Below are 22,802 nucleotides of genomic sequence, written 5' to 3'. Positions count from 1 at the left end.
AAGGGCTCAGGCCTGTGCGTACGGGCCCTGCACCGCCTTGGTGTGCTGCAGCGACGTCAGCTTGCGGACGAAGAGGGCGGCGAGGACGGCCGCAGCGACCGTCAGCAGGTCGCAGACCAGGCCCACGGCCCAGGCGTCGCGCAGCGATGCGGCGGTCTCGGCCCGCTTGAACATCTGGTCGAACACGCGGTCGGCGAACAGCGAGGCCACCCACGCCGTCCACCAAGCGGTGACGGGCGCGGTGGAGACGTGGCGGTAGGAGCCGTCCGGTCCGAGCTGGGTGCTGGCCGCCCAGATCTCCTTCGCGATCCGGAACGGGATGAACAGGTTGCCGACGGGGATGAACCAGCCGCCGATGGCCCAGCCCCGGGTCCTGGTGAACGCATCGGGGCGCAGGATCTCGCCGTTCACGCGTACCCGGTGGAACCAGACGAGGAAGACGACCATGGTGGCGAGCAGGCTCAGCGTCTGGAGGACGCCTGCGACGGAGGCCAGGACGTCCGAGAGGTCCAGGGCGCTGTCGGCCACGGAGGCGGGGCGCGCGGCCTTGTCCCCCATGAGGGAGACGAGATGGGCGCTGACGCCGGCGGAGAACAGGTTGACGAGCGCTGCCAGGGCGAGCAGCAGGATCAGTGCGAGGGCCAGTGCCTGCGGCGGCCGCAGCACGTCTGCGGCGGGGCGCAGCTCGTGGGACGACCAGCCAGGGTGCGCCGTCTGCTGAGTCTGCGGCTGAGCCTGCCCCGGCTGCGACTGCGACTGCGACTGCGGTACGGGTGCGGGCTGCTGCGGTGGTGCGGGCTGGTTCGGTGGTGCGGCGAAGGCCATGTGGAGCTACCCCCCGGGAACGGATGACACGGATCTGCGGCCCGCTGACCTGCGGCGGGCCTGGTCGAACCATGTCAGCCCGCCGCCAAGTGGCCAAATGGGGATCGCTACAGCCGTACGAGCGTGACCTCGGTGGCCTTCACGCTGGTCCACACCTTCGTGCCGTCGGCCAGGCCCAGCTCGGCGGCGGCCTCCGGGGTGATCTCCGCGACGAGGTCGGGCGCCTCGGGCGAGCCCACCAGCACCCGCAGCCTGCTGCCGACCGCGGTGATCTCCCGTACCGCACCCGGCCAGACGTTGCGGGGACTGCCCGCCGGGCGGTCGCGGTGCAGGGACACCGCCTCGGGAGCGATGATCGCGAGCGCCTCGGTCCCTTCGGGGAGCGCCTCGGCCACCACGAGCCTCCCCCCGGAGGCCAGCGTCAGCCCGCCGTCCGAAGCGGTACCGGGCCAGGCGTTGCGGCCCAGCATCCGGGCCACCCACGGGGAGCGCGGGTGGCGGCTGACCTCTGCGGGCGGGGCGTCCTGCAAGGCCCGCCCGTCGGAGAGCACGAGCACCCGGTCGGCCAGGGACACGGCCTCGACCGGATCGTGCGTGACGACGAGGCAGACCCCGCCGAAGCCCGCCAGGTGGGTGCGCAGGGTGTGCCGTACGCGGGCCCGGGTGGTCTGGTCGAGGGCGGCGAGCGGCTCGTCGAGCAGCAGCAGCCGCGGCCGGGCGGCGAGCGCCCGGGCGAGCGCCACCCGCTGGGCCTGCCCACCGGACAGCTGGGCGGGCTTGCGTGCGGCGAGGTGGCCGACCCCGAGCCGGTCCAGCCACAGCTGCGCCTCGCGGCGGGCCTCGGCGCGCGGCACCCGGCGGGCCCGCAGCCCGTACGCGGTGTTGGCCAGGGCGGTCAGGTGCGGGAACAGCGCCCCGTCCTGCGGGACCCAGGCGACGTGGCGCCGGTGCGGGGGCAGCTCGGTGACGTCGGTGTCGCCGAGGCGGAGCACGGCGTGGGCGCGGGGGGTCAGGCCGAGCAGGGCGCGCAGCAGGGTGGTCTTGCCCGCGCCGTTTTCGCCGACGACCGCGATGGTGGTGCCGGGCTCCGCGGCCAGGCTGAGCTGGTTGAAGCCGGTGACCTCGGCGTTCAGGGGCCACCGGCCGCCGTCGTGCCGGGCGGCGGGCAGGCCCGCGGCGGCCACGGCCTGCGCCGCCGCGGGAAAGCGGGCGTCCGCGGGGGACTCCGGGTGTTCGGGGGACGCGGCGGGCGCCCCGCCGGGGCCGCGGCGCGCCTCGTCGGCCGTGCGGGTGGCGGGGGCGCCGGTCGCGGTCCAGCGCCCGCGCAGCGCGATCAGCACGCCCATGGCGATCGCGAGCAGCAGCAGCGACACGGAGGTGGCGGCCTCAGGTTCGTCCTGGAGCAGCAGGTACACCTGGAGCGGCAGGGTCTGGGTGGTGCCGGGCAGGTTGCCGGCGAACGTGATGGTCGCGCCGAACTCCCCGAGCGCGCGGGCCCAGGTGAGCGCGGCCCCGGCGACCAGGCCGGGCGCCACCATGGGCAGTGTCACGGTGAAGAACACCCGTACCGGTGGGGCGCCGAGGGAGGCGGCGGTCTCCTCGTAGCTCTGCCTGAGCCCGCCGAGCGCGCCCTCCAGGCTGATGACGAGGAAGGGCATGGCGACGAACGTGGCCGCGACGACGGCACCGGAGGTGTGGAAGGGCAGGGTGATGCCGAAGGAGTCCTCCAGCCAGGGCCCGAGCAGCCCGCGCCTGCCGAAACCGAGCAGGAGCGCCACACCCCCCACGGTCGGCGGCAGCACCATCGGCAGCAGCACCAGCGAGCGGACGAACGCCTTGCCCTTGAACTCGACGCGGGCCAGCAGCCAGGCGAGCGGCACACCGAGCAGCAGCGACAGCCCGAGGGCCCAGAAGGACACCAGCAGCGACAGCCGCAGGGCCTCCACCACGCCGGGACTGGTCAGGTGCGCGCCGAGCCCACCCCATGCGGTGCGGGTGAGGATGCCGATCAGGGGCAGCAGCAGGAACGCGACGGCGAGCAGCGCGGGGAGCGCCAGCGCCATGGGCGTACGGGTGCGCGTGCGGGTACGGAGTCTGCTCATCGGGGTTCCTGGCTGAAGCGTACGAGGAGGAAGCCGACAGGGGCCGCCCGTCCCCCCGGACCGGGCAGCCCCTCTCGTTCCATGGATCGGCGCCGGCTACGGCTTCTGGAAGCCCGCGTCCTGGAGGATCTTCTGGGCCTCCGGGGTGCTCAGCCAGGCCACGAACGCGGCCGCGGCCTCGGCGTCCTTGGACTGCTTGAGCGTGGCCGCCGGGTAGGAGGCCACCGCGTTCTGGTCGTCTGGGATCTCCACGGTCGCGACCTTGTCCGCGGACTTGGCGGAGTCGGTCTTGTAGACGAGGCCAGCGTCGGCCTCGCCGAGCTCGACCTTGCTCAGCACGGCGCGCACGTTCGGCTCCTGGGAGACCGGCTTCACCTCGATCTTCTGGGCGTCGAGGATCTGCTTGCCGTAGCGGCCGACGGGGACCTCCGGCGCGGCGAGGACCACCTTGATCTTGGTGTTGGCGAGGTCCTTGAGGCCGGCGACCTTGAAGGGGTTGCCCTTGCCCGTGGCGATGACCAGGCGGTTCTTGGCGATGACGGAGGCGCCGTTGGTCTCGACCCCGAGGGCGTCCATCGTCTTGGTGTCGGCGGTGACCAGCGCGTCGGCCGGGGCGCCCTGCTTGACCTGGGCGGCGAGCTCCTGCGAACCGGCGAAGGAGAACGTGATCTTCGTGCCGGGGTGCGCCTTCTCGTACGCGGCGCCCGCGGTCTTGAAGACGTCGGTGAGGGAGGAGGCGGCGAGGACGGTGAGGTTCGCGGCCCTGGTCCCGGCGGAGGGGGAAGCCGAGGGTGCGGCGGCGTCCGCCTTCGTGTCGTCGCTGCCGCAGGCGGCCAGGGCCGGTACGAGCAGGGCGGCGGTCAGCGTGGCGGCCGCGGCACGGCGGCGGTTCTGGATCGGGGACATGAGCGCAAGCTCCTCGGTTCGGGTCGGCGGCCGGCCTCGGGGGCCGGATCCGCGCGGCGGTGACCCGCGCCGGTGACGGGCCGAGCGGGTGGGGACGCGTGGTGGGTGCGGGACGGTCAGGTGCGGTCGATGTGCACGCTGGTCGACTTCACGCGGGCGGTGGCCTGCATGCCGACTTCCAGTCCCAGTTCCTCGACGGCCTCACGGGTGAGCAGGGAGACCAGCCGGTGGGGACCCGCCTGGATCTCGACCTGGGCCGCCACGTCGCCGAGCTTGACGGCGGTGACGATGCCGGGGAAGGCGTTGCGCGCCGAGGTGTACGGCTCCTCGTCGTCGGAGTAGGCGCCCTGGCCCACCATCACGGAGAAGGCGGCCAGGTCCCGGCCGTCGATCAGGCGTCGCCCGGCATCGTCGCGATGGGTCGCGACCCGCCCGGCGTCGGCCCAGCGGCGGGCGGTGTCGGGGCTGACGCCCAGCAGGCGCGCCGCCTGTCCGATGGTGTAGGACTGCATGTGCGACAAGGTAGGGCCAGGCGTCGCGCATTTGCAATTCTTTTGGGATGAGATACATGGCAGATGCCAAGGGTCTTGGCGGTTCTGCCAAAAGTCGTTCGGCCGGCGGGGCACCGGATCGCTAGAGTCGGGGCCATGGCTGAGGAAGTGGAATCCGGTACGGCGCGGGTGGACGCCTGGATCTGGTCGGTCCGCCTGACGAAGACCCGGTCGGTCGCGGCGACGGCCTGCCGGGCGGGACACGTGAAGGTCAACGGGGAGCGGGCCAAACCCGCCCAGCAGGTCCGGGCGGGCGACGAGGTACGGCTGTTCCATGCGGGGCGCGAGCGCATCGTGGTGGTCCGCAGGCCCGTGACGAAGCGGGTGGGCGCTCCGGTGGCGGTGGAGTGCTACGTGGACAACAGCCCGCCGCCGCCCACTCCGGTGGAGGCCGCGGTGGTCGGCATCCGCGACCGCGGTACGGGCCGCCCGACCAAGCGCGACCGCCGCGAAATCGAATCGCTGCGCGGCCGCTGACCCTCTCCGAGCCCGCGGCCACGGCTGCCGCGGGTCAGAGCTTGCGGTAGGTGTAGGCCTCTTCGGCCGCCTCGGCCACGGCCGACAGCGGGGCTCCCGTGGAGGCCGTGACCGCTGCCGCCACGGCACCCTCCACGAACGGCGCGTCCACCAGCCGGGCCCCCGGCGGGAGTTCATCCTCCACCAGCAGCGCCTTCACGGTCAGCACCGCGCTCCCCAGGTCCGCCAGCAGCAGCACCCCCGCCCCCTGGTCCACCGCCCGCGCGGCCTCGGCGACCCGCTCCGCGCTCGTACCCAGCCTGCCCTCCGCGGTGCCGCCCGCCGGTGCGATCAACGCGACCGGGCCGCCCGCCGACAGGCCCCGCGCCAGCTCCGCCACCGACTGCGCGACGCCCGCACTGTGCGACACCAGCACGATCCCGACCATCGGCTCGCTCATCCCGCCACCTCCGCGAGCGCGGCCAGCAGCAGCGCGGACGACGTGGCCCCCGGGTCCTGGTGCCCGATGCTCCGCTCCCCGAGGTAGCTGGCCCGCCCCTTGCGGGCGAGCATCGGAACCGTGGCCTGCGCGCCGTTGTCCGCCGCCTCCGCGGCCGCCCGGTACGAGGTGCCCAGCGCCGCCACCCCCGGCACCAGCGCGTCCAGCATCGTCTTGTCGCCCGGCGCCGCGCCGCCCAGCTGGGCCACCGCGCCCACCCCCGCGTACAGGGCCTTGCGCACGTCGTCGTCGGAGACCTCGGCGGCATCGCCGAGCTCCTTGCCCGCCCGCCGCAGCAGCGTCCCGTACAACGGGCCCGACGCCCCCCCGACCGTCGCGATCAGCGTCCGCCCCGCCAGCTGCAGCACCGCTCCCGGGCTCGCCGGAGGCTCCGCCTCCAGTGCCGCCCGTACGGCCGTGAAGCCGCGCATCAGGTTGCTCCCGTGGTCGGCGTCGCCGATGGGGGAGTCGAGCTCGGTCAGCCGGTCCGCCTCGCGCTCCACCACGGCCGCGGCGGCCGCCATCCAGCGCCGGAAGAAGTCTGTGTCCCGCACGTCGGTCTCCTCGCCTCGCCGGCCGGGCCTCGGCAGCAGCCGGCCCCTACGCCGGCCACCTTACGGTCAGCGTGCCTCAGCGGCCCCAGCGCAGCGCGGCGGTCTGCACGGGCGCGTCCCACAGCCGCAGCAGTTCCTCGTCCGCGCGGCACAGGGTCACCGAGCAGCCGGCCATGTCGAGCGAGGTGACGTAGTTCCCGACGAGCGCCCGCGCCACCGGCACCCCCCGCTGTTCCAGTACCCCGGCCACCTCCGCGTGGAAGCCGTACAGCTCCAGCAGCGGGGTCGCCCCCATGCCGTTGACCAGCGCGAGGACCGGGCCGTCGGCGGGTCCCACGCCCGCCATGTCGTCCAGTACGGCGCCGACCGCGAACTCCGCGATCTGCCGCGCCGTCATCATCGGCCGCCGCTCGCGGCCCGGCTCGCCGTGGATGCCGATGCCCAACTCCAGTTCACCTTCGGGGAGGTTGAAGGTGGGGCTGCCCTTCGCGGGGGTCGTGCACGCGCTCAGAGCCACGCCGAAGCTGCGCGAGGACTCGTTCACCTTCCGGGCGAGCGCCGCGACCTCCTCCAACGGCGCACCCGCCTCGGCGGCCGCCCCGGCGATCTTCTCGACGAAGAGGGTGGCACCCGTGCCGCGCCGCCCCGCCGTGTAGAGGCTGTCGGTGACGGCCACGTCGTCGTTGACCAGGACGCTCTCGATCCGTACGCCGTCCTCCTGGGCGAGCTCGGCGGCCATCTCGAAGTTCAGCACGTCGCCGGTGTAGTTCTTGACGACGAACAGCACGCCCGCGCCCCCGTCCACGGCCTTCGCGGCCCGCAGCATCTGATCGGGCACGGGGGAGGTGAACACCTCGCCGGGACATGCCGCCGAGAGCATTCCCGGTCCCACGAACCCGGCGTGCAGCGGCTCGTGCCCCGAGCCGCCGCCGGACACCAGCCCGACGCGTCCGCCGGCCCGCGCGTCCCTGCGTACGACGGTGCGCTGCACGACGTCGACCTCCAGCTCCGGATGCGCGGCGGCCAGCCCGCGCAGCGCGTCGGCGACGACGGTCTCGGCACTGTTGATCAGCATCCGCATCTGCATCTCCGATGGTCACAACTGGTCAGCGAACGTAACCGAGCGTACAGGAAGGTGCTCGTCTCGACCCGGCACCGACGAGCCTGGCCGTCAGTGCTCCGTCAGGAATCCGTCGATCGCCGTCAAGGCCGCGTCAGCGACCCACCGGGCAGCGCGGCCCGCGCCTGGCCTCGGAGGGCACGCCGAGAGGTGTCCCGGAGGATCCCATGTGCCTGTTCCAGTACGACCAAGACGCCGCCGACCCCGACCCCGAAGAAGCCGAGGAAGCCCGGCCCGGGGATCCCGGCGAGGGCCTCACCCGGTCCTCGGCCAGGCCTGGAGCGGTCACCTGACGGCGACCGGCCCGCACGGGCGGCAGCTGCCGCCGGTGTCCGGGCCGGCCGTTCGGCGCGGTGGTCTACCGGTGCCGGGGGAGCGTGGACCGGTCGGGCTCGCCCGGGCGCGCCGCCACTGCTCCCTGCACTGCCGCTTGCCGGGGCCGGGCGGTACGTTGCCGCCCCGCCTCAGTGGGAGCCGTCGGTCATGATGGGGCCGGAGCCCTTGGGGATGTCGATCCGCTTGATGATCTTGAAAATGTTGCTGCTGGTGGGAGGCGTGGTGTCGCCGCCGGCGGCGGTGTTGTTCGGGTTGATCTTGCTGAGTGCCCCTGCCTTGCCGAGGCCCGTGAGGATGTTGGTGGCGGGACGGGGCTTGTCCTCGGTGGTGACGCCGGTGGCGGTGGTCGGTGCGGCGTGGGCGGTGGTGGTGAGGGAGATCGCTCCTGCGGCGAGCAGGGGGGCGATCATGAGGGGGGCGAGGCGTCGGGTCCGGGTGCTGGCCATGGGAAGAGGGTCCTTACGGGATTCGGGGGCATGGTCCGGATCAGGCGTGCGGTTCGTCCGCGCTGCGTGCCGTTGTCCGTGACTCCATTGGGCCTCACGCGGAGGACCGGGGTCACGACCCGGAGATTCGGGACTTGACAGGTAGGACCCTCGCCGTTCAGAGGCCGCGCGCTCCGGTCGACCGACATGCCGAGGCCGCCGAGACCTTCCGGGGCGTCGACGAGCGCGCACGCCAAGCCACCGGACGGGGAAGCGCCCGGCGTGCGGTTGCCGGGAACTACCGGAGCCGGTGCCGGCGGCGGCGGAGCCGGTAGCCGACGATCACGAGGTCGGCGATCAAGACGACCGCGCCGATGATCAGCAGGTAGAACAGACCCTCCGCGAGTGCCCCGATGAAACCGAGCACGACCGCCACGAGGAGCAGAAGCAGGAACAGCGCCATCTCGGCCTCCTGTGGGGTACCGGTCCTCAGCGGCGGGCCAGGCGCCGTTCGCCGCCCGTTCCCGGCTGGTAGGACAGCTCGTAGTGGGCAAAGAGCGCCGGCTCATCCTCGGCCGCCAGCACATCGTCGGTGCCCATGGAGGGGGCGCCCTTGACCGCGTTCTTGGTGTAGGCCACCTTCACGTAGCCGGGCCCCACTGTTGCTCCGGCCAGGGGTACGAACGTCAGGCGGCGGCGGGTCGGCAGGCCGACGGTGAGGGTGGCGAAGGCCGCCTGGTCGGTGGCCGTGTCGACGTACACCGACTCCAAGGTGCCGATCTTGTGCCCGGCGGAGTCGACCACCTCGTGGCCGCGCCACTCCCGGATGTCACTCGCTTCGAACATCGTGCCCTCCGCTTCTTCCGCCCCCATCGTCCCGCCACCTCACCGCATCGGCATCCGGCAAAGCCGTGCGGATCGGGGGGCCGTGCGAGATGAGGGCGTGGCGAGACGCGCTGATGTCCGCCGATCTAATCGATCGGATGTTCGATGCGCGCGGTACGCTGGAGCCATGCGCACGATCCCGGGCCTCCAGGGCTCCCTCTTCGACCAGGGCGACGAGATCGGGCTCGGCCCGCTCCGCGGCCTCCGGCGTGTGCAGCTCGGCGCAGGAGCGTGGGTCGACCACCTCCCGGGCTGGCTCTCCGGCTCCGACCTGCTCTTCGAGCGGCTGGCCGAGGACGTGCCGTGGCGTGCCGAGCGCCGCCAGATGTACGAGCGTGAGGTGGACGTGCCCCGGCTCCTCTGTTTCTACGCCGAGGGCGAGCCACTGCCGCATCCCGTACTCACCGAGGCCCGGGAGGTGCTGACGGCCCATTACGCCCCCGAGCTCGGGGAGCCCTTCGTGACGGCCGGGCTCTGCCTCTACCGCGACGGCCGCGACAGCGTCGCCTGGCACGGGGACCGCATCGGCCGGTCCGCCACCGAGGACACCATGGTCGCGATCGTCTCGGTCGGAGACCCCCGCGACCTCGCCTTCCGCCCCCGCGACGGCGGCGCCACGCTGCTCCGGCTCCCCCTGGGGCACGGTGACCTCGTGGTGATGGGCGGCTCCTGCCAGCGGACGATGGAGCACGCGGTCCCCAAGTCCGCGCGCGCCGTGGGCCCCCGCATCAGCATCCAGTTCCGCCCCCGGGGCGTTCGCTGACATCAAGGGCGGCCGGTCTCAGGACCCGTTCCCCCCGTCGACCGCGTTGTCCCCGTGGGCCGCCCCCGCCGTGTCCAGGAAGATCCAGTCGTCCTCGGGCAGCGCCGCCGACGCGGGCCCCGGGACCGGACGCTTCTCCTCGCGCCACCCGTCGGCGCCCACCGCCTCCGTCGGGCGATTCTCGCAGCCGCGGCCTGCGTTCGGGCCGCGCCCTGCGACCGGGCCCCGCCCTGCATTCGGGCCGCGTCCGCGTCGGCACTCAGGCGGTGCCCGCCTCCTTGGCCCCTCCGGGCCGGACGGCCTCCGCCGCCGCGTGCAGCGAACGCAGGGCCAGCAGCAGGACGCCGATGTCGTCCAGGTACACCGGGTCCGGGATCAGGTCCACCGGCGAGACGGTGTAGACCACGGCCACCCAGAACAGGGCCTTGTCGCGCAGCGGGATCCCCGCGTCGAGCAGCAGCCGCCGCGTCCTGACGACCCGTACGAGGAGTACGGCCGCGGCGAGCGCGAGCCCGAGGGCCGCGACCACGGCGAGGGTGAGCCAGACCTGTGCGTCCATGGCTCCCGTATACCCCGCCGGCCCCGGCTACGCGCCCTGCTCGCGCAGACGGCGGCTGACCTCGCCCAACCCCTCCGCCAGTGCATCGAGCTGCCCGGGCGTGAGCACGTCGATCAGGGCCTCTCGGACGGTGGCCACGTGGCCGGGCGCAGCCGCCTCCAGTCGGGCTCGGCCCGCGTCGGTGAGGACGGCGAAGACCCCGCGTACGTCCGAGGGGCAGCTGCGGCGGCGGACCAGCCCGGCCTTCTCCAGCTGGGTGACCTGGTAGGTCAGCCCGCTCTTGGAGTTGATCAGACCGTTGGCCAGTTCCGTCATCCGCAGCTCGTGGTCCGGGGCGGCCGAGAGCCGCACGAGGATCTCGTACTGCGGGTGCGAGAGCCCGGAATCGTCCTTGAGCTGCTGGTCCAGTCGCCGGTTCACCAAGGCGGAGGCCGCCAGGAAGCCGCTCCAGGCACGCATCTCGCGGTCGTCCAGCCATCTCGTCTCCGACATGCCCCCACCCTACACAGGTTGTTCCAATTTGAATCAATGACTAAGGTCGGAAGCCGGGAGTTCGAATTTGAACTACCCGAGACCGAACCACCCGACGACCGTGCACCACCGGACGACCCGACCGGGAAGGACCCCCCATGACCAGCCCCTCCGTCACCACGGCGAAGCCGCAGGCCGCCGCACCGGCCGTACCGCTCGCCCTCTCCACCCCCGCCCACGACGTCGGCCTCCTCCTGCTGCGCCTCGTCCTCGGCCTCACCATGGCCGCCCACGGCAGCCAGAAGCTCTTCGGCTGGTTCGGCGGCGGGGGCGTCGAGGGCACCGGCCAGTTCTTCACCGCCAGCGGCTACCCGGCCGGAGGCGCCATGGCCGTCCTCGCCGGACTGACCGAGACCCTGGGCGGCCTCGGACTCGCCGTCGGCCTGCTCACCCCGCTCGCCGGCGCCGCCGTCCTCGGCACCATGATCAACGCGATCGCCGTCCACGGAGCCGGCTCGTTCTTCGCCCCGCACGGCATCGAGTACGAACTCCTCCTGACCGCCGGCGCCGCGGCCCTCGCCCTCACCGGCCCCGGCCGCTACGCCGTCGACCGCCTCCTGCCCGTCCTGCGCGCCCACCGCCTGGCCCACGGAGCCCTCGCCGTCACCCTCGGCGTCGTCATCGCGGGCGCGCTGCTCCTCGTGCGCAACTAGCGGCAGCCCGGCCCGGGGCGCGCTGATTGGCCCCGGGCATTCGGGGGAAGATCGCACAAATGACACAACCCATCGAAGACTACGCACTGATCGGCGACCTCATGACGAGCGGGCTCGTCGGCCGCGACGGGTCCATCGACTGGCTGTGCCTGCCGCGCTTCGACTCGGCGGCCTGTTTCGCCGCGCTCCTCGGCGACGAGGAGAACGGCCACTGGCGCATCGCCCCCGCCGGGGCAGCCGAGGGCGAGCGGTGCACCCGCCGGGCCTACGTCGACGACTCGCTGGTCCTGGAGTCGTACTGGGAGACCCCGGACGGCGGCGCGTTCAAGGTCACCGACTTCATGCCGCAACGCCACGCCGCCCCCGACGTGATGCGGATCGTCGAAGGAATCTCCGGCGAGGTCACCGTGCGCAGCACCCTGCGCCTGCGCTTCGACTACGGGAACGTCGTCCCCTGGGTCCGCCGCCGCGACGGCGAGCGGGTCGCGATCGCAGGACCCGACTCCGTCTGGTTCCGCAGTGAGCCGCACGTGCACACCTGGGGCGAAGACAACAGCACCCGCTCCGAGTTCACCGTCACCCCCGGGCAGCGCGTCGCCTTCGTCCTCACCTGGCACCCCTCCCACGAACCGCGCCCCGAGCCCGTCGAACCGTACGAGGCCCTGGAACACTGCCTCGCCGACTGGCACGACTGGGCCGCCCAGTGCACCTACGAGGGCCCCTACCGCGAGGCCGTCACCCGCTCCCTGATCACCCTCAAGGCCCTCACCTACGCACCCACCGGCGGGATCGCCGCCGCGTCCACCACCTCCCTCCCCGAGGAGATCGGCGGCGTCCGCAACTGGGACTACCGCTACTGCTGGCTGCGCGACTCCACCCTCACCCTCGCCTCCCTCCTCGCGACCGGCTTCCTGGAGGAGGCCCGCGCCTGGCGCGAATGGCTGCTCCGCGCCATCGCCGGCGACCCCGCCGACCTGCAGATCATGTACGGCATCGCCGGCGAGCGGCGCATCCCCGAGTTCGAGGTGCCCTGGCTGCGCGGCTATGCCGGGTCCGCGCCCGTGCGCATCGGCAACGCCGCCGTCAACCAACTCCAGCTCGACGTGTACGGGGAAGTCCTCGACGCACTGCACCTCGCCCGGTCCTCCGGGCTGCCCGCGGAAAAGCACTCCTGGCGGATCCAGCTCGCGCTCCTCGATTTCCTTGAGCGCAACTGGCAGCGGCCCGACGAGGGCCTGTGGGAAGTACGCGGTCCACGCCGCCACTTCGTCCACTCCAAGGTCATGGCCTGGGTCGCCGCCGACCGGGCCGTACGCACCCTGGAGAGGGACCCCTCGCTGGAGGGCGACGTGGAGCGGTGGCGGACCATGCGCAAGGAGGTGCACCGCGACGTCTGCGAGAAGGGCTACGACCCCCGGCGCAACACCTTCACCCAGTACTACGGCTCCGAGGAGCTGGACGCGGCCACCCTGCTCATCCCCAGGGTCGGCTTCCTGCCGCCCGACGACCCCCGCGTCCTCGGCACCGTCGACGCGGTCCGCGCCGAACTGGGCAGCAGCGGCCTGGTCCGCCGCTACAGCACCGAGGGGCCGCCGGTCGACGGCCTGCCCGGCGGCGAAGGCGCCTTCCTGGCCTGCTCCTTCTGGCTCGCCGACGCCCTCGTCCTGACCGGCAGGCCCGAGGAGGCCCGGGCCCTGTTCGCGCGCCTGCTGGCCGTACGCAACGACGTGGGGCTGCTCGCGGAGGAGTACGACCCCGTATCGGGCCGGCAACTCGGCAACTTCCCGCAGGCGTTCAGCCACATCGGCCTGGTGAACACGGCCCTCACCCTGGGGCTGTGCGAGCAGATCCAGGCCGAGGCCGAGGCCGGGGCCCGGACGGACTGACGGCGGACACACGGACCGGGGCCGGCGCAGGTGTCCCCGCGCCGGCCCCGGTCCCGCACCCGCCCGTCAGGCAGCGGCGTGCTCGCCGTCCTCTTCCGGAATGCTCACCAGCCAGCGGCTGTCCTGCCGCGGCCGCAGGTACAGCGCCCAGTACAGCGTGGCCACGGCGGTGATCCCGCCCGTCCACAGCAGGTACTGGGTCTCCTGCTGGGTCAGGATGTACCCGAGTACGGCGATCAGCCCCACCGGCACGGCCGGCCACAGCGGCATCCGCCAGGCGGCCGTCTCGCCGTGCGCCCCGCGCCGGCTGAACAGCGCGGCCACCGCCACCAGCAGGTACATGCCGGTCACGGAGACACCGGTGACCCCGTACAGCGTGTCGAGGTTGACGAAGCAGAGCGCCGCACCCGGGACGCCGACCAGCAGGGTCGCCACCCACGGGGAGCCGAAGCGGCCGAGCTTCGACAGCGCGTTGTTGACCGGCTCGGGCCAGGCCTTGTCACGGGCGGAGGCGAACAGCACGCGGGAGTTCTGGATCACCATGACGATGCCGGCGTTGATGATCGCGAGGGCGACGCAGAGGCTGACGAAGGTGCCGACCGCCGAGTTCGACCAGGCGGTGACCATGCCGCCGAGGTCGCCGTCGGCCAGCGCCTGGAGGTCCGGGGCGCCCATGGTGATCGCGATGACCGGGATCAGGATGACGGCGGTGGAGATGGCCAGCGTGGCCAGCACCGTGCGGGCGACGTTGCGCCGCGGGTTCTCCAGCTCCTCCGACAGGTAGACGGCGGTGGAGAAGCCCTGGGTGATGAAGAGGGCGATGGCGAGCCCGGAAACCACCATCATCGCGGTCACGGTGGAGGACGTACCGCCCTCACCGGGGACCACGCCGTGCACCAGGGCGTCGGTGCCCCGCTCACCGTGGGCGAAGCCGAGGACGGCGACCAGCGCGGCGGCGACGACTTCCAGCACCAGGAAGATGCCGGTGATCCAGGCGTTCGCCCGCAGGTCCAGCAGGCCGGCAAGGGTGGCCAGCAGCATCACGGCGCCGCCGGCGACCGGGGCGGGTATCTGCACGATCGGCGCGAGGTAGTCGGCCGTTCCCATGGCGATCACGGGGGGCACGATCATCACCACGAGCAGGGAGAGCACGAAGACCAGCCAGCCTGCCAGCCGGCCCGACAGGGTCGACACCATGGCGTACTCGCCGCCGGCGCTGGGGATCAGGGTGCCCAGCTCCGAATAGCAGAACGCGACGCCGATACAGAGCAGGGAGCCGATGGCGATGGTGAGGGCGGTCCACGTACCGAGGCTGGCGAACAGGTCGGGCACGACGACGAAGAGCGTCGAGGCGGGCGTCACGCACGAGAGGGTGAGCAGCGTGCCGCCGACGACGCCGATGGAACGCTTGAGCTTCTGGGGGACGGGCCCGGTGGCGGGCGCGAGAGCCTGGGGGGCGCTGATCGTTTCAGACATCGGTGCAGGGTTCCGATCGGCAGATGCGGTGAACTGAGGGCGGGAGCGGTATCGCCTCCGAGGCGGTGGTGTGCAAGGTGTTTCGGTAGCTCCCGGGCCGACATGGAATCCCTGCGAGATCCGCAGGTCAAGAGTTGTTTACCTGCGGATTCCGTCGCTGCGGGCGCCTCCGCGTACCGGCGGTAGCGTCAAGACCGCGTAAATGCTGCACGGCAGGTGGTGCGGGAACCGCAGCTGATCGTCGGCAAATTTTCCTCCGCTTTGCCGACATGTGCTCGTCATGACACCGGCGCGACACCTGAGCCGCCGGCCACGCGGTCCGGTGGCTCCGCGGTCCCCGCCCGCGAGGCCAGCAGCAGGGCCACGTCGTCCGGCCGGGCCGCGCCGCTGCCCGCACCGCCGATCAACCGGTCGGCGGTCTCCGCCAGCGGCGACGGCCGGGCCGCGGCGAGCGCCGCCCGCAACCGCTCCACACCGAGGTCGATGTCCGCACCCGGCGTCTCCACCAGCCCGTCCGTGTAAAGGGCGAGCACCGCCCCCGGCTCCAGGCGCAGCTCCGTCACCGGGTACACCGCGTCCGCGGCGATCCCCAGGACCACCCCGCCCGGCAGATCCAGCACCTCCGCCCGCCCGTCGGGGTGGCGCAGCAGCGGCTGCGGATGCCCGGCCCGTACGGCCCGCGCCCGGCCCGACTCCGGGTCGAGCTCCACGTAGCAGCAACTGGCGAACTGCCCGGGATCCAGGTCGATCAGCAGCCGGTTGGTGCCGCCGACCACCTGCTCCGGCGGTTCCCCGCTGAGCGCGAAGGCCCGCACCGCACTGCGCAGCTGGCCCATCGTGGCCGCGGCTGCCACCCCGTGCCCCTGCACGTCCCCGATCACCAGCGCCAGCAGGCCCGAACCCGTGTCGATGACGTCGTACCAGTCGCCGCCCACATCCATGCCCACGGCTCCGGGCAGGTACCGGCCGACCGTCGCCACGTTCTCGTACTCCGGCAGCCGGTGCGGCAGCAGCGCCGACTGCAGCCCGCGCGCCAGCGCCGCCTCGCTGTCGTAGCGCTGCGCCCGCTCCAGGGCCTGCGCGATCAGCCCGGCCAGCGCCGTCAGCACCGTCCGCTCCTCCGGACTGAAACCGCGCGGGGTGTCGAAGCCCAGGATGCACGAGCCCACCGGTCGGCCCGAGGCGATCAGCGGAAGGAAGGCACGGGCCCCGACATGGGCGTCCAGCGGGATTCCCGGGTAGGCGGCGGCCAGGTGCTGCATCGACTCGAAGAACAGGGGACGGCCCGTGGTCAGGGTCTCCACGCCGGGCAGCCGGACATCCAGCCCCACGCCGTCGAAGCGGTCCAGGAAGCCCTGCGGGAAGCCGGTCTCCCACGCCAGGTGCAGATGCCTCTCACTGAGCAGATAGATCGCCAACTGGCGTCCGCCGAAAGCCGGCAGCAGCTCGTCGGTGACCACCGCCGACACTTGGCGGGCCGTGACCGCCTCCGTCAGGGCGATGGCCAGGGCCACCGGCCGGTAGAGCGAGGAGGTCTGCTCGGCGGCCGACAGGGCCGGCCCTGCGCCGAGGCGTGCGCCGGGTCCGGCAGCGGGCCCTGCGGCGGTCCCTGCGCCGGGTCCGGCGTCCGGCCCCGCATCCGGACCGGCGCCCGCTCCCGCCTCCGCCCGCGCCGCCGGTGTCGGCGCGGAGCCCGCGGAGGAGTGGTGGCCGGCCGCACCGATCACCACCGTCACCCCGCCGCGCCCCGGATACAGCCCCACCGACAGCCACTCCCCGCCCGGCGGCGTCCCCCGCCGGGCCGCGAAGTGCACCGGCTCGCCCGCCAGCAGCACGGCCCGGAAGTGATCCTCGTACGCGGGATGCCCCAGCCACGGCAGCGCCTCCCACAGGATCCGCCCGCACAACTGCGGCCGGCCGGGCCCGAGCAGGGCCTTCGCGGCGGTGTTGGCGAAGCCGACCCGGCCCTCCCGGTCCACCGACAGCACCGCCTGCACCATGCGGTCGACGGCGGCCCCCGCGCTCCCGGCGCCCCCGTCCGGGGCCCCCACCGCGGGCACGACCACCGGATCGCCCTCCCACACCACCGGCTCCCCGGCCGCAGCGAGCGCCGCCAGCCGTTCCGCCAGCCGGGCCGCGGCCCCGCGCAGCCGCTTCCGGTCGGCCGCCCCGACGGGGACCCCGGGCGTCGCCGGACGCAGCACGAACAGCACGCCGAACCGCTCCGGCCCGGCGACCACCGGCTCGTACAGGGAGGCGAAGGGGAACGGCAGCCCCGCCATCAACTGCGGGAAGCGCCGCATGGCCGTCTCCACGTCCGGCAGCAGCACCGACTGCCCCGTGCGGTACGCCTCGCCCGCCGGGTAGGGGCGGTTCACGTGCAGCCGCCACCACGGCCGGAACAGCGCCGCCGGAAGCCCGGCCAGCACCGCGATCAGCAGCCGCCCCTCGCTGCGCGAACGCAGGTACACCCCGCCCGCGTACCCGCCGACGGCCTCCACGACCTCTGCCGTGGCACGTACCAGGATCTCGGCCGTGGCACCGGGGACAGGACCGCCGCTGTCCGGTCTCGCCGTCACACAGTCAGCATGCGCTCTCCGCGGCAGCCGCTGCATCCCGGGGCCGGACGGTCCGTCCCGCCCCGACGGGCAGTCCCGGCGGACCCCGTACGCCGTACGCGCTGACCCGAACGCCTCCCTCGTCCGGGGGACGCTCCGGCGCACCGCCTGCCCGCGCTCGCGCCCCGGGGCACCATACGCAGGCGTCCCATCCCGCAGGCGTCCCACCCCGCCCCGGAAGGCAGAGCATGCGCTTTCAGTACGACAGCATCGGCGAGCGCGTCATGGAGTCGAAGACCACCGCGGCCTTCTCGGCCGCCGACACCCACACCCTGCTCGGGGCGCTCGACGCGCTCGGCGGTGTGAAAGGACTCGACACCCTCGACCTGGGCTGCGGGGAGGGCCACCACACCCGGCTGCTGGCCCGGGGCGGAGCCCGCCGGGCCGTCGGTGTGGACAGCTCCCCGGAGATGATCCGCCTGGCTCGCGCCGAAACCCGGGCCGGAGACTGCGACACGGCCCCCATCGAGTACCTCGTCGCCGACGCCGCCGCACTGCCGCAGCTGGGCCCCTTCGACCTGGCCACCGCCGTCTACCTGTTCAACCACGCGCCCGACCGGACCGCACTGCACGCCATGTTCCGCCGGATCCGCGCCAACCTGCGCGACGGCGGCCGCCTGCTGGCCATCGTGCCCAACGCCGGCGCCTACCCGGGCGTGGACTGGTCGCCGTACGGGCTGCGCATCGTCGACCGGGTCCCGGACGGGGACGCACCGCTGCTCAAGGCACAGTTGCTGGCCGAGCCCTCCGTGGACTTCGAGTTCCGCGAATGGGCGCACGCCGACTTCGCCGAAGCCGCAGTGGAGGCCGGCTTCACCACCGTCGGCTGGCAGCCCAGCCGCACCCCGCCGGCCGACGCGACGCGCGACGAGGCGTACTGGACCGCGTACCGCGCCTGGCCCGTCAGCTCCCTGATGACCTGCACCGCCTGATGACGTGCACCGCCGGACCCCTCGTGACGGTGGCCCTCACCGGTCGGCGGCGGTCCTGATCAGCTCGACGATCCGCTTCCGGGCCGCCCGCCCCTCCGGCACCGGCAGCAGCGGATACGCGTGCGGCAACCCCGCCTCCTCGTGGAACTCCACCTCCACCCCGTCCGCGCGAGCCCGGCGCAGCAGCTCCCTGCTGTCCGTGGTCAGCACGTCCCGGGTACCGGTGAACACCGTCAGCGGCGCAAGCCCCGCGAACGAGCCGTGCAGGGGGCTCACCCGCGGATCGTCGGCGGCCAGCGTCCCCGCGTACAGCCGTCCCGCTTCCCGCAGCCCGGGCCGGGCCAGCACCGGGTCGGCCGCCTCGATGGCCGCCTGGTCCGGATGGCTCATGCTCACATCCAGCCAAGGGGAGATCAGCACGATCCGGGACGGCTGCACCCCGCTGCGGTCGCGCAGCCGCTGCGCGGCGGCCAACGCCAGCCCGGCACCCGCGGAGTCCCCCACGAGCACCGTGCCGCCGTCCCCGTCGCGCCCGCTCTCGATCAGCCCGCTGAGCAGATCGGCCGCCACCGGGACCGTACGGTCCGCCGTACCGCGGGGCGCCAGGATGTACGCCGGGACGACCACCCGGGCCTGCGCCTGCACGACCAGCATCCGGATCATGGACCAGTGCAGCCGGACCAGCTCGTTGACGTACCCGCCACCGTGTACGAACAGCACCTGGGCCGCCGGTTCGGCCCCGCGCGGCGAGGCGTCGTACACCGGCCAGGCCCCGACGAACGTCCGGGAGACCTCCGCCACCCGCCCCAGCGAGCGCGGCGGCAGATGGGACGCGGGTCGGCGCGCCGACGCCGCCACCCGGGAGCGCACCGCCTCCGCACTCGCGAACCGTCTTCGCCGTCCCGCCGCGATCAGCGCGACCGACAGCGCCCTGCTGCGCAGACTCGGCACGCCCCCCACCTCCCCATTTCCCGCCCCGGCTGTTGAGCCGGGGCCCTCACGAGGAGGAGCATAGGCGTGAAGCTGGGCTGTCGACCCGCTTAAGAAATCCTCGATGGACTGATCACCAAGATGCTCGGCAGATTGGTGCCTGTCGTCACGCCGCACCAGCACCCACGGTCGCGGCGCCCCCTGCACATGCCTGGAGCCACCCCATGAAGGCACTCGTCAAGCACAAAGCCGAACCCGGGCTGTGGCTCATGGACGTCCCGGAGCCCGAGTACGGCCCCGGCGACGTGCTCATCAAGGTGCTGCGCACCGGGATCTGCGGCACCGACCTGCACATCCGCTCCTGGGACGGCTGGGCGCAGGGCGCCGTCAAGACCCCGCTCGTGCTCGGCCACGAGTTCGTCGGCGAGGTCGCCGCGCTCGGCGCCGACGTCCGCGACATCGAGATCGGCGCGCTCGTCAGCGGCGAGGGCCACCTGGTGTGCGGCAAGTGCCGCAACTGCCTGGCCGGCCGCCGCCACCTGTGCCGCAGCACGGTCGGCCTCGGGGTCGGTCGCGACGGCGCGTTCGCCGAGTACGTCGTCCTGCCTGCGCAGAACGTCTGGGTGCACCGCACCGCCGTCGACCTCGACGTGGCCGCGATCTTCGACCCCTTCGGCAACGCGGTGCACACGGCGCTGTCGTTCCCGCTGGTCGGCGAGGACGTGCTGATCACCGGTGCCGGCCCGATCGGCATCATGGCGGCGGCCGTGGCCCGGCACGCCGGCGCCCGCAACGTCGTCATCACCGACGTCAGCCCCGAGCGGCTGGAGATCGCCCGCAAGGCGGGCGCCACGCTCGCGGTCAACGTCGCCGAATCCTCCATCGCCGCCGCGCAGGCACAGCTGGGCCTGCGCGAGGGCTTCGACATCGGCCTGGAGATGTCGGGCCGCGCCGAGGCCATGCGCGACATGATCGACAACATGACGCACGGCGGCCGGATCGCCATGCTGGGCCTGCCCTCGCAGGAGTTCCCGGTGGACTGGGCCAAGGTCGTCACCTCGATGATCACGATCAAGGGCATCTACGGCCGCGAGATGTTCGAGACCTGGTACGCGATGACGGTGCTGCTGGAGGGCGGACTCGACCTCAGCCCGGTCATCACCGGCCGCTACTCGCACCGCGACTTCGAAGCCGCCTTCGACGAGGCCGCGAAGGCCCGTAGCGGCAAGATCATCCTGGACTGGACGGCGTAGCCGCCCCCTCCCACCGCAAGACCACCTCCCTCCGGCCGGGCCCCGCCCACCCTCCCCCCTCCGCGGGGCCCGGCCCCCCTCCCTCCGCCGCACCGGCCGCACGGCCGCCCCCGGCCGCACCAGGAGAAAGCGAGCACCGCACCATGTTCGAGACCGTCCGCGAGGACCTCCGCGCCACCCTCGACGAGATCCGCGCCGCGGGCTTGCACAAGCCCGAACGCGTCATCGGCACCCCGCAGAGCGCAGCCGTCGCCGTGACCGCGGGCGGCGCCCCCGGTGAGGTCCTCAACTTCTGCGCCAACAACTACCTCGGACTGGCCGACCACCCCGAGGTCGTCGCGGCCGCCAAGGACGCCCTGGACCGCTGGGGCTACGGAATGGCCTCCGTCCGCTTCATCTGCGGCACGCAGGAGGTGCACAAGGAACTCGAAGCCCGGCTGTCCTCGTTCCTCGGCCAGGAGGACACGATCCTCTACTCCTCCTGCTTCGACGCCAACGGCGGCGTGTTCGAGACCCTCCTCGGAGCCGAGGACGCCGTCATCTCCGACGCCCTCAACCACGCCTCCATCATCGACGGCATCCGCCTGTCGAAGGCCCGCCGCTACCGCTACGCCAACCGCGACATGGCCGACTTGGAGCAGCAGCTCAAGGAGGCCACCGGAGCCGGCGCCCGCCGCAAGCTCATCGTCACCGACGGCGTCTTCTCCATGGACGGCTACATCGCCCCGCTGCCCGAGATCTGCGACCTGGCCGAGCGCTACGACGCCATGGTCATGGTCGACGACTCCCACGCCGTCGGCTTCGTCGGCCCCGGCGGCCGCGGCACCCCCGAACTGCACGGGGTCATGGACCGCATCGACATCATCACCGGCACCCTCGGCAAGGCCCTCGGCGGCGCCTCCGGCGGCTATGTCGCCGCGCGCACCGAAATCGTCGAGCTGCTGCGCCAGCGCTCGCGCCCGTACCTCTTCTCCAACTCCCTCGCCCCGGTCATCGCGGCCGCCTCGCTCAAGGTCCTCGACCTGCTGGAGTCGGCCGGTGACCTGCGCGAGCAGCTCGCCGCCAACACCTCGCTCTTCCGCACCAAGATGACCGAGGCGGGCTTCGAGATCCTGCCCGGCGACCACGCGATCGCCCCGGTGATGATCGGCGACGCCGCCGAGGCCGCCAGGATGGCGGAGCTGCTGCTGGAGCGCGGCGTGTACGTGATCGGCTTCTCGTACCCGGTGGTGCCCATGGGCGCCGCGCGCATCCGCGTCCAGCTCTCCGCCGCCCACTCCACGGCGGACGTCGAGCGCGCGGTGGCGGCCTTCATCGACGCCCGCGCGGCGCTCCGCTCCACCGCGGGCTGAGACAATGGCGGGGTGATCGACCCCCGCCGGCTGCGCATCCTGCGGGCCGTGGCGGACCACCGTACGGTGACCGCCGCGGCCGCAGCCCTGTACCTGACCCCCTCCGCCGTATCCCAGCAGCTCGCGGCGCTGGAACAGGAGACCGGGCACGCCCTGCTGACCCGCAGCGGCAGGGGCGTACGGCTCACCGCGGCCGGCGAGATCCTCCTCGGCCACGCCCACGAGGTCCTGGCCCAGCTGGAGCGCGCCGAGGCGGAACTCGCGGCGTACGCGGGAGGCTCGGCGGGCGAGGTCACGGTGGCCGCCTTCGCGACCGGCATCGCGGAGGTCCTGGCTCCCGCGATCGCCCGCCTCTCCCTGGAGAGCCCGGGCATCCGGCTGCGGGTGCGGGACGCGGAGGGCGACCAGAGCCTGCCGCTGCTGCTCGACGGCGAAGCCGACCTCGCGCTGGCGGTGGAGTACCGCGGCGCCCCGGGCGCGGCCGACGGCCGCCTGTCGATCCTGCCGCTGTACGCGGAGCCCTTCGACGCGGTGCTGCCCTCGGGACACCCGCTCGCGGACCTCCCCGAGGTCGCGCTGGCGGACTTCTCCGCCTCGGACTGGGTGGGGCAGTACCCCGGGAACCCGTGCCATGACGTGACGATGCTGGCCTGCGAACTGGCCGGCTTCCAGCCCCGCCTCGTGCACTCGTCCGACGACTTCCGCGCGGTGACGGCACTGGTGGGCGCGGGGGCGGGGGTGGCCCTGGTGCCGCGCTCGGCCCTGCGGGGCATGGACCTCAAGGAGGTCCAGGTCCGCCCGGTCACGGGAGCGCCGGCAACCCGCCGCGTCTTCGCCGCAACCCGCCGCGGCGCGGAGTCCCACCCCCTGATCGCCCCGGTCCTGAAGGCCCTGACCCAGGAGGCAGAGCGGCTACCGCCGCATTGAGGGGGCTGGGGTGGGTGGGTGGGTGGCGGGATCAGCGCATGCGGGGGCGGTAGGCGGGGTGGGGGCTTCGGGGGGCCGGAATCCCCGCACCCGGGATCGAAGGGTGGGCCGGGGCTTCGGGGGCGGGAGCCCGCGGGCGGGAGCGAAAGGCGGGGCGGGGGCTTCGGGGGGCGGGATGCCCGCACCCGGCATCAGGGGAGGTCCGGGGGCGTCCCGTCAGTCCACTGTCCTTCCGTGTCGGTCCGGGCCGTCAAGGGCGCTCC

At 73.3% G+C, this 22,802-nt stretch carries 25 protein-coding genes; 9 read left to right on the top strand and 16 right to left on the bottom strand.

All coding sequences use genetic code 11. The annotated features are described in order from the left end of the window. Positions 1-6: 6 nt before the first annotated feature. The 4 genes from AB0B01_RS05570 to AB0B01_RS05555 all read right to left on the bottom strand — a co-directional run bounded on the left by AB0B01_RS05570 (position 7) and on the right by AB0B01_RS05555 (position 4,345). The gene (locus AB0B01_RS05570; protein WP_361713207.1) at positions 7-825 is read right to left on the bottom strand and encodes a DUF4328 domain-containing protein; all 819 of its coding nucleotides are present in this window, start codon (positions 823-825) and stop codon (positions 7-9) included. 107 nt (positions 826-932) lie between these two features. Beyond that, on the bottom strand, positions 933-2,927 hold the full coding sequence (locus AB0B01_RS05565) for an ABC transporter permease (protein ID WP_361713205.1): 1,995 nt from the start codon (positions 2,925-2,927) through the stop codon (positions 933-935). Between the two features lie 96 nt (positions 2,928-3,023). After that, positions 3,024-3,833, bottom strand: coding sequence for a molybdate ABC transporter substrate-binding protein (gene modA, locus AB0B01_RS05560; protein ID WP_361713203.1), 810 nt, complete (start codon positions 3,831-3,833; stop codon positions 3,024-3,026). Between the two features lie 116 nt (positions 3,834-3,949). Next, positions 3,950-4,345 (bottom strand): helix-turn-helix transcriptional regulator, encoded by a 396-nt coding sequence (locus AB0B01_RS05555; RefSeq protein ID WP_361713201.1) that lies wholly within the window; start codon positions 4,343-4,345, stop codon positions 3,950-3,952. Between the two features lie 135 nt (positions 4,346-4,480). Here AB0B01_RS05555 and AB0B01_RS05550 point away from each other — a divergent pair, with 135 nt between their 5' ends. Then, positions 4,481-4,861: an RNA-binding S4 domain-containing protein gene (locus AB0B01_RS05550; protein ID WP_361713199.1), complete on the top strand. Its 381-nt coding sequence runs from the start codon at positions 4,481-4,483 to the stop codon at positions 4,859-4,861. A gap of 34 nt (positions 4,862-4,895) precedes the next feature. Here the strand turns inward: AB0B01_RS05550 and AB0B01_RS05545 are convergent, their stop codons facing one another. The 3 genes from AB0B01_RS05545 to dhaK all read right to left on the bottom strand — a co-directional run bounded on the left by AB0B01_RS05545 (position 4,896) and on the right by dhaK (position 6,974). Further along, a complete protein-coding gene (locus AB0B01_RS05545; protein ID WP_361713197.1) occupies positions 4,896-5,300 on the bottom strand; it encodes a PTS fructose transporter subunit IIA in 405 nt (134 codons plus the stop codon). Continuing rightward, a complete protein-coding gene (dhaL, locus tag AB0B01_RS05540) occupies positions 5,297-5,893 on the bottom strand; it encodes a dihydroxyacetone kinase subunit DhaL (protein WP_361713195.1) in 597 nt (198 codons plus the stop codon). The genes AB0B01_RS05545 and dhaL overlap by 4 nt, the downstream gene beginning before the upstream one ends. Before the next feature lie 76 nt (positions 5,894-5,969). Beyond that, entirely contained in the window at positions 5,970-6,974 is a 1,005-nt protein-coding gene (gene dhaK, locus AB0B01_RS05535; RefSeq protein ID WP_361713194.1) for a dihydroxyacetone kinase subunit DhaK, read from the bottom strand. 206 nt (positions 6,975-7,180) lie between these two features. On the opposite strand from dhaK, the gene AB0B01_RS05530 reads away from it, so the two are divergent. Then, positions 7,181-7,306, top strand: a complete 126-nt coding sequence (locus tag AB0B01_RS05530; protein WP_361713192.1) for a hypothetical protein — start codon at positions 7,181-7,183, stop codon at positions 7,304-7,306. Between the two features lie 171 nt (positions 7,307-7,477). Here AB0B01_RS05530 and AB0B01_RS05525 read toward each other — a convergent pair whose 3' ends face one another. The 3 genes from AB0B01_RS05525 to AB0B01_RS05515 all read right to left on the bottom strand — a co-directional run bounded on the left by AB0B01_RS05525 (position 7,478) and on the right by AB0B01_RS05515 (position 8,620). Then, complete coding sequence (locus AB0B01_RS05525) at positions 7,478-7,795, bottom strand: hypothetical protein (RefSeq protein ID WP_361713190.1); 318 nt, start codon at positions 7,793-7,795, stop codon at positions 7,478-7,480. Positions 7,796-8,072: 277 nt separating this feature from the next. Further along, positions 8,073-8,237 (bottom strand): hypothetical protein, encoded by a 165-nt coding sequence (locus AB0B01_RS05520; RefSeq protein WP_361713188.1) that lies wholly within the window; start codon positions 8,235-8,237, stop codon positions 8,073-8,075. 26 nt (positions 8,238-8,263) lie between these two features. After that, positions 8,264-8,620 (bottom strand): PRC-barrel domain-containing protein, encoded by a 357-nt coding sequence (locus AB0B01_RS05515; RefSeq protein WP_361713186.1) that lies wholly within the window; start codon positions 8,618-8,620, stop codon positions 8,264-8,266. A 166-nt stretch (positions 8,621-8,786) separates the two neighbouring features. Here AB0B01_RS05515 and AB0B01_RS05510 point away from each other — a divergent pair, with 166 nt between their 5' ends. Further along, positions 8,787-9,422 carry an alpha-ketoglutarate-dependent dioxygenase AlkB gene (locus tag AB0B01_RS05510; protein ID WP_361713184.1) on the top strand — a complete coding sequence of 212 codons (636 nt, stop codon included), beginning with the start codon at positions 8,787-8,789 and terminating at the stop codon, positions 9,420-9,422. An 18-nt stretch (positions 9,423-9,440) separates the two neighbouring features. Here AB0B01_RS05510 and AB0B01_RS05505 read toward each other — a convergent pair whose 3' ends face one another. From AB0B01_RS05505 to AB0B01_RS05495, 3 genes are all read right to left on the bottom strand, one after another. Beyond that, positions 9,441-9,584, bottom strand: a complete 144-nt coding sequence (locus tag AB0B01_RS05505; protein ID WP_361713182.1) for a hypothetical protein — start codon at positions 9,582-9,584, stop codon at positions 9,441-9,443. A gap of 97 nt (positions 9,585-9,681) precedes the next feature. Next, the gene (locus tag AB0B01_RS05500) at positions 9,682-9,981 is read right to left on the bottom strand and encodes a YkvA family protein (RefSeq protein ID WP_361713180.1); all 300 of its coding nucleotides are present in this window, start codon (positions 9,979-9,981) and stop codon (positions 9,682-9,684) included. Between the two features lie 27 nt (positions 9,982-10,008). Then, positions 10,009-10,473 carry a MarR family transcriptional regulator gene (locus tag AB0B01_RS05495; RefSeq protein ID WP_361713178.1) on the bottom strand — a complete coding sequence of 155 codons (465 nt, stop codon included), beginning with the start codon at positions 10,471-10,473 and terminating at the stop codon, positions 10,009-10,011. A gap of 137 nt (positions 10,474-10,610) precedes the next feature. Between AB0B01_RS05495 and AB0B01_RS05490 the strand changes: the two genes are divergently transcribed. Both AB0B01_RS05490 and AB0B01_RS05485 read left to right on the top strand, forming a co-directional pair. Then, the gene (locus tag AB0B01_RS05490) at positions 10,611-11,165 is read left to right on the top strand and encodes a DoxX family membrane protein (protein ID WP_361713176.1); all 555 of its coding nucleotides are present in this window, start codon (positions 10,611-10,613) and stop codon (positions 11,163-11,165) included. 59 nt (positions 11,166-11,224) lie between these two features. After that, positions 11,225-13,051: a glycoside hydrolase family 15 protein gene (locus AB0B01_RS05485; protein WP_361713174.1), complete on the top strand. Its 1,827-nt coding sequence runs from the start codon at positions 11,225-11,227 to the stop codon at positions 13,049-13,051. A 66-nt stretch (positions 13,052-13,117) separates the two neighbouring features. On the opposite strand, the gene AB0B01_RS05480 is transcribed toward AB0B01_RS05485, so the two are convergent. Both AB0B01_RS05480 and AB0B01_RS05475 read right to left on the bottom strand, forming a co-directional pair. Then, entirely contained in the window at positions 13,118-14,527 is a 1,410-nt protein-coding gene (locus AB0B01_RS05480) for an APC family permease (RefSeq protein ID WP_361713172.1), read from the bottom strand. 278 nt (positions 14,528-14,805) lie between these two features. Next, the gene (locus AB0B01_RS05475; RefSeq protein ID WP_361713170.1) at positions 14,806-17,142 is read right to left on the bottom strand and encodes a SpoIIE family protein phosphatase; all 2,337 of its coding nucleotides are present in this window, start codon (positions 17,140-17,142) and stop codon (positions 14,806-14,808) included. 191 nt (positions 17,143-17,333) lie between these two features. Here AB0B01_RS05475 and AB0B01_RS05470 point away from each other — a divergent pair, with 191 nt between their 5' ends. Continuing rightward, positions 17,334-18,077: a class I SAM-dependent methyltransferase gene (locus AB0B01_RS05470; protein ID WP_361713168.1), complete on the top strand. Its 744-nt coding sequence runs from the start codon at positions 17,334-17,336 to the stop codon at positions 18,075-18,077. Between the two features lie 36 nt (positions 18,078-18,113). Here AB0B01_RS05470 and AB0B01_RS05465 read toward each other — a convergent pair whose 3' ends face one another. Continuing rightward, a complete protein-coding gene (locus tag AB0B01_RS05465; RefSeq protein WP_361713166.1) occupies positions 18,114-19,028 on the bottom strand; it encodes an alpha/beta hydrolase in 915 nt (304 codons plus the stop codon). A 203-nt stretch (positions 19,029-19,231) separates the two neighbouring features. Between AB0B01_RS05465 and tdh the strand changes: the two genes are divergently transcribed. The 3 genes from tdh (at position 19,232) to AB0B01_RS05450 (ending at position 22,539) form a co-directional block, all read left to right on the top strand. After that, on the top strand, positions 19,232-20,260 hold the full coding sequence (gene tdh, locus AB0B01_RS05460; protein WP_361713164.1) for an L-threonine 3-dehydrogenase: 1,029 nt from the start codon (positions 19,232-19,234) through the stop codon (positions 20,258-20,260). Positions 20,261-20,403: 143 nt separating this feature from the next. Further along, entirely contained in the window at positions 20,404-21,612 is a 1,209-nt protein-coding gene (locus AB0B01_RS05455) for a glycine C-acetyltransferase (protein WP_361713162.1), read from the top strand. Positions 21,613-21,624: 12 nt separating this feature from the next. Then, positions 21,625-22,539 carry a LysR substrate-binding domain-containing protein gene (locus AB0B01_RS05450; protein WP_361713160.1) on the top strand — a complete coding sequence of 305 codons (915 nt, stop codon included), beginning with the start codon at positions 21,625-21,627 and terminating at the stop codon, positions 22,537-22,539. Positions 22,540-22,802: the final 263 nt, after the last annotated feature.

The organism is Streptomyces sp. NPDC044571 (assembly GCF_040647115.1).
In the GTDB taxonomy this organism is placed as follows: Bacteria; Actinomycetota; Actinomycetes; order Streptomycetales; family Streptomycetaceae; genus Streptomyces.
Note: the sequence above shows the minus strand (reverse complement) of the source record. Positions and strands in the feature narration are given on the sequence as shown.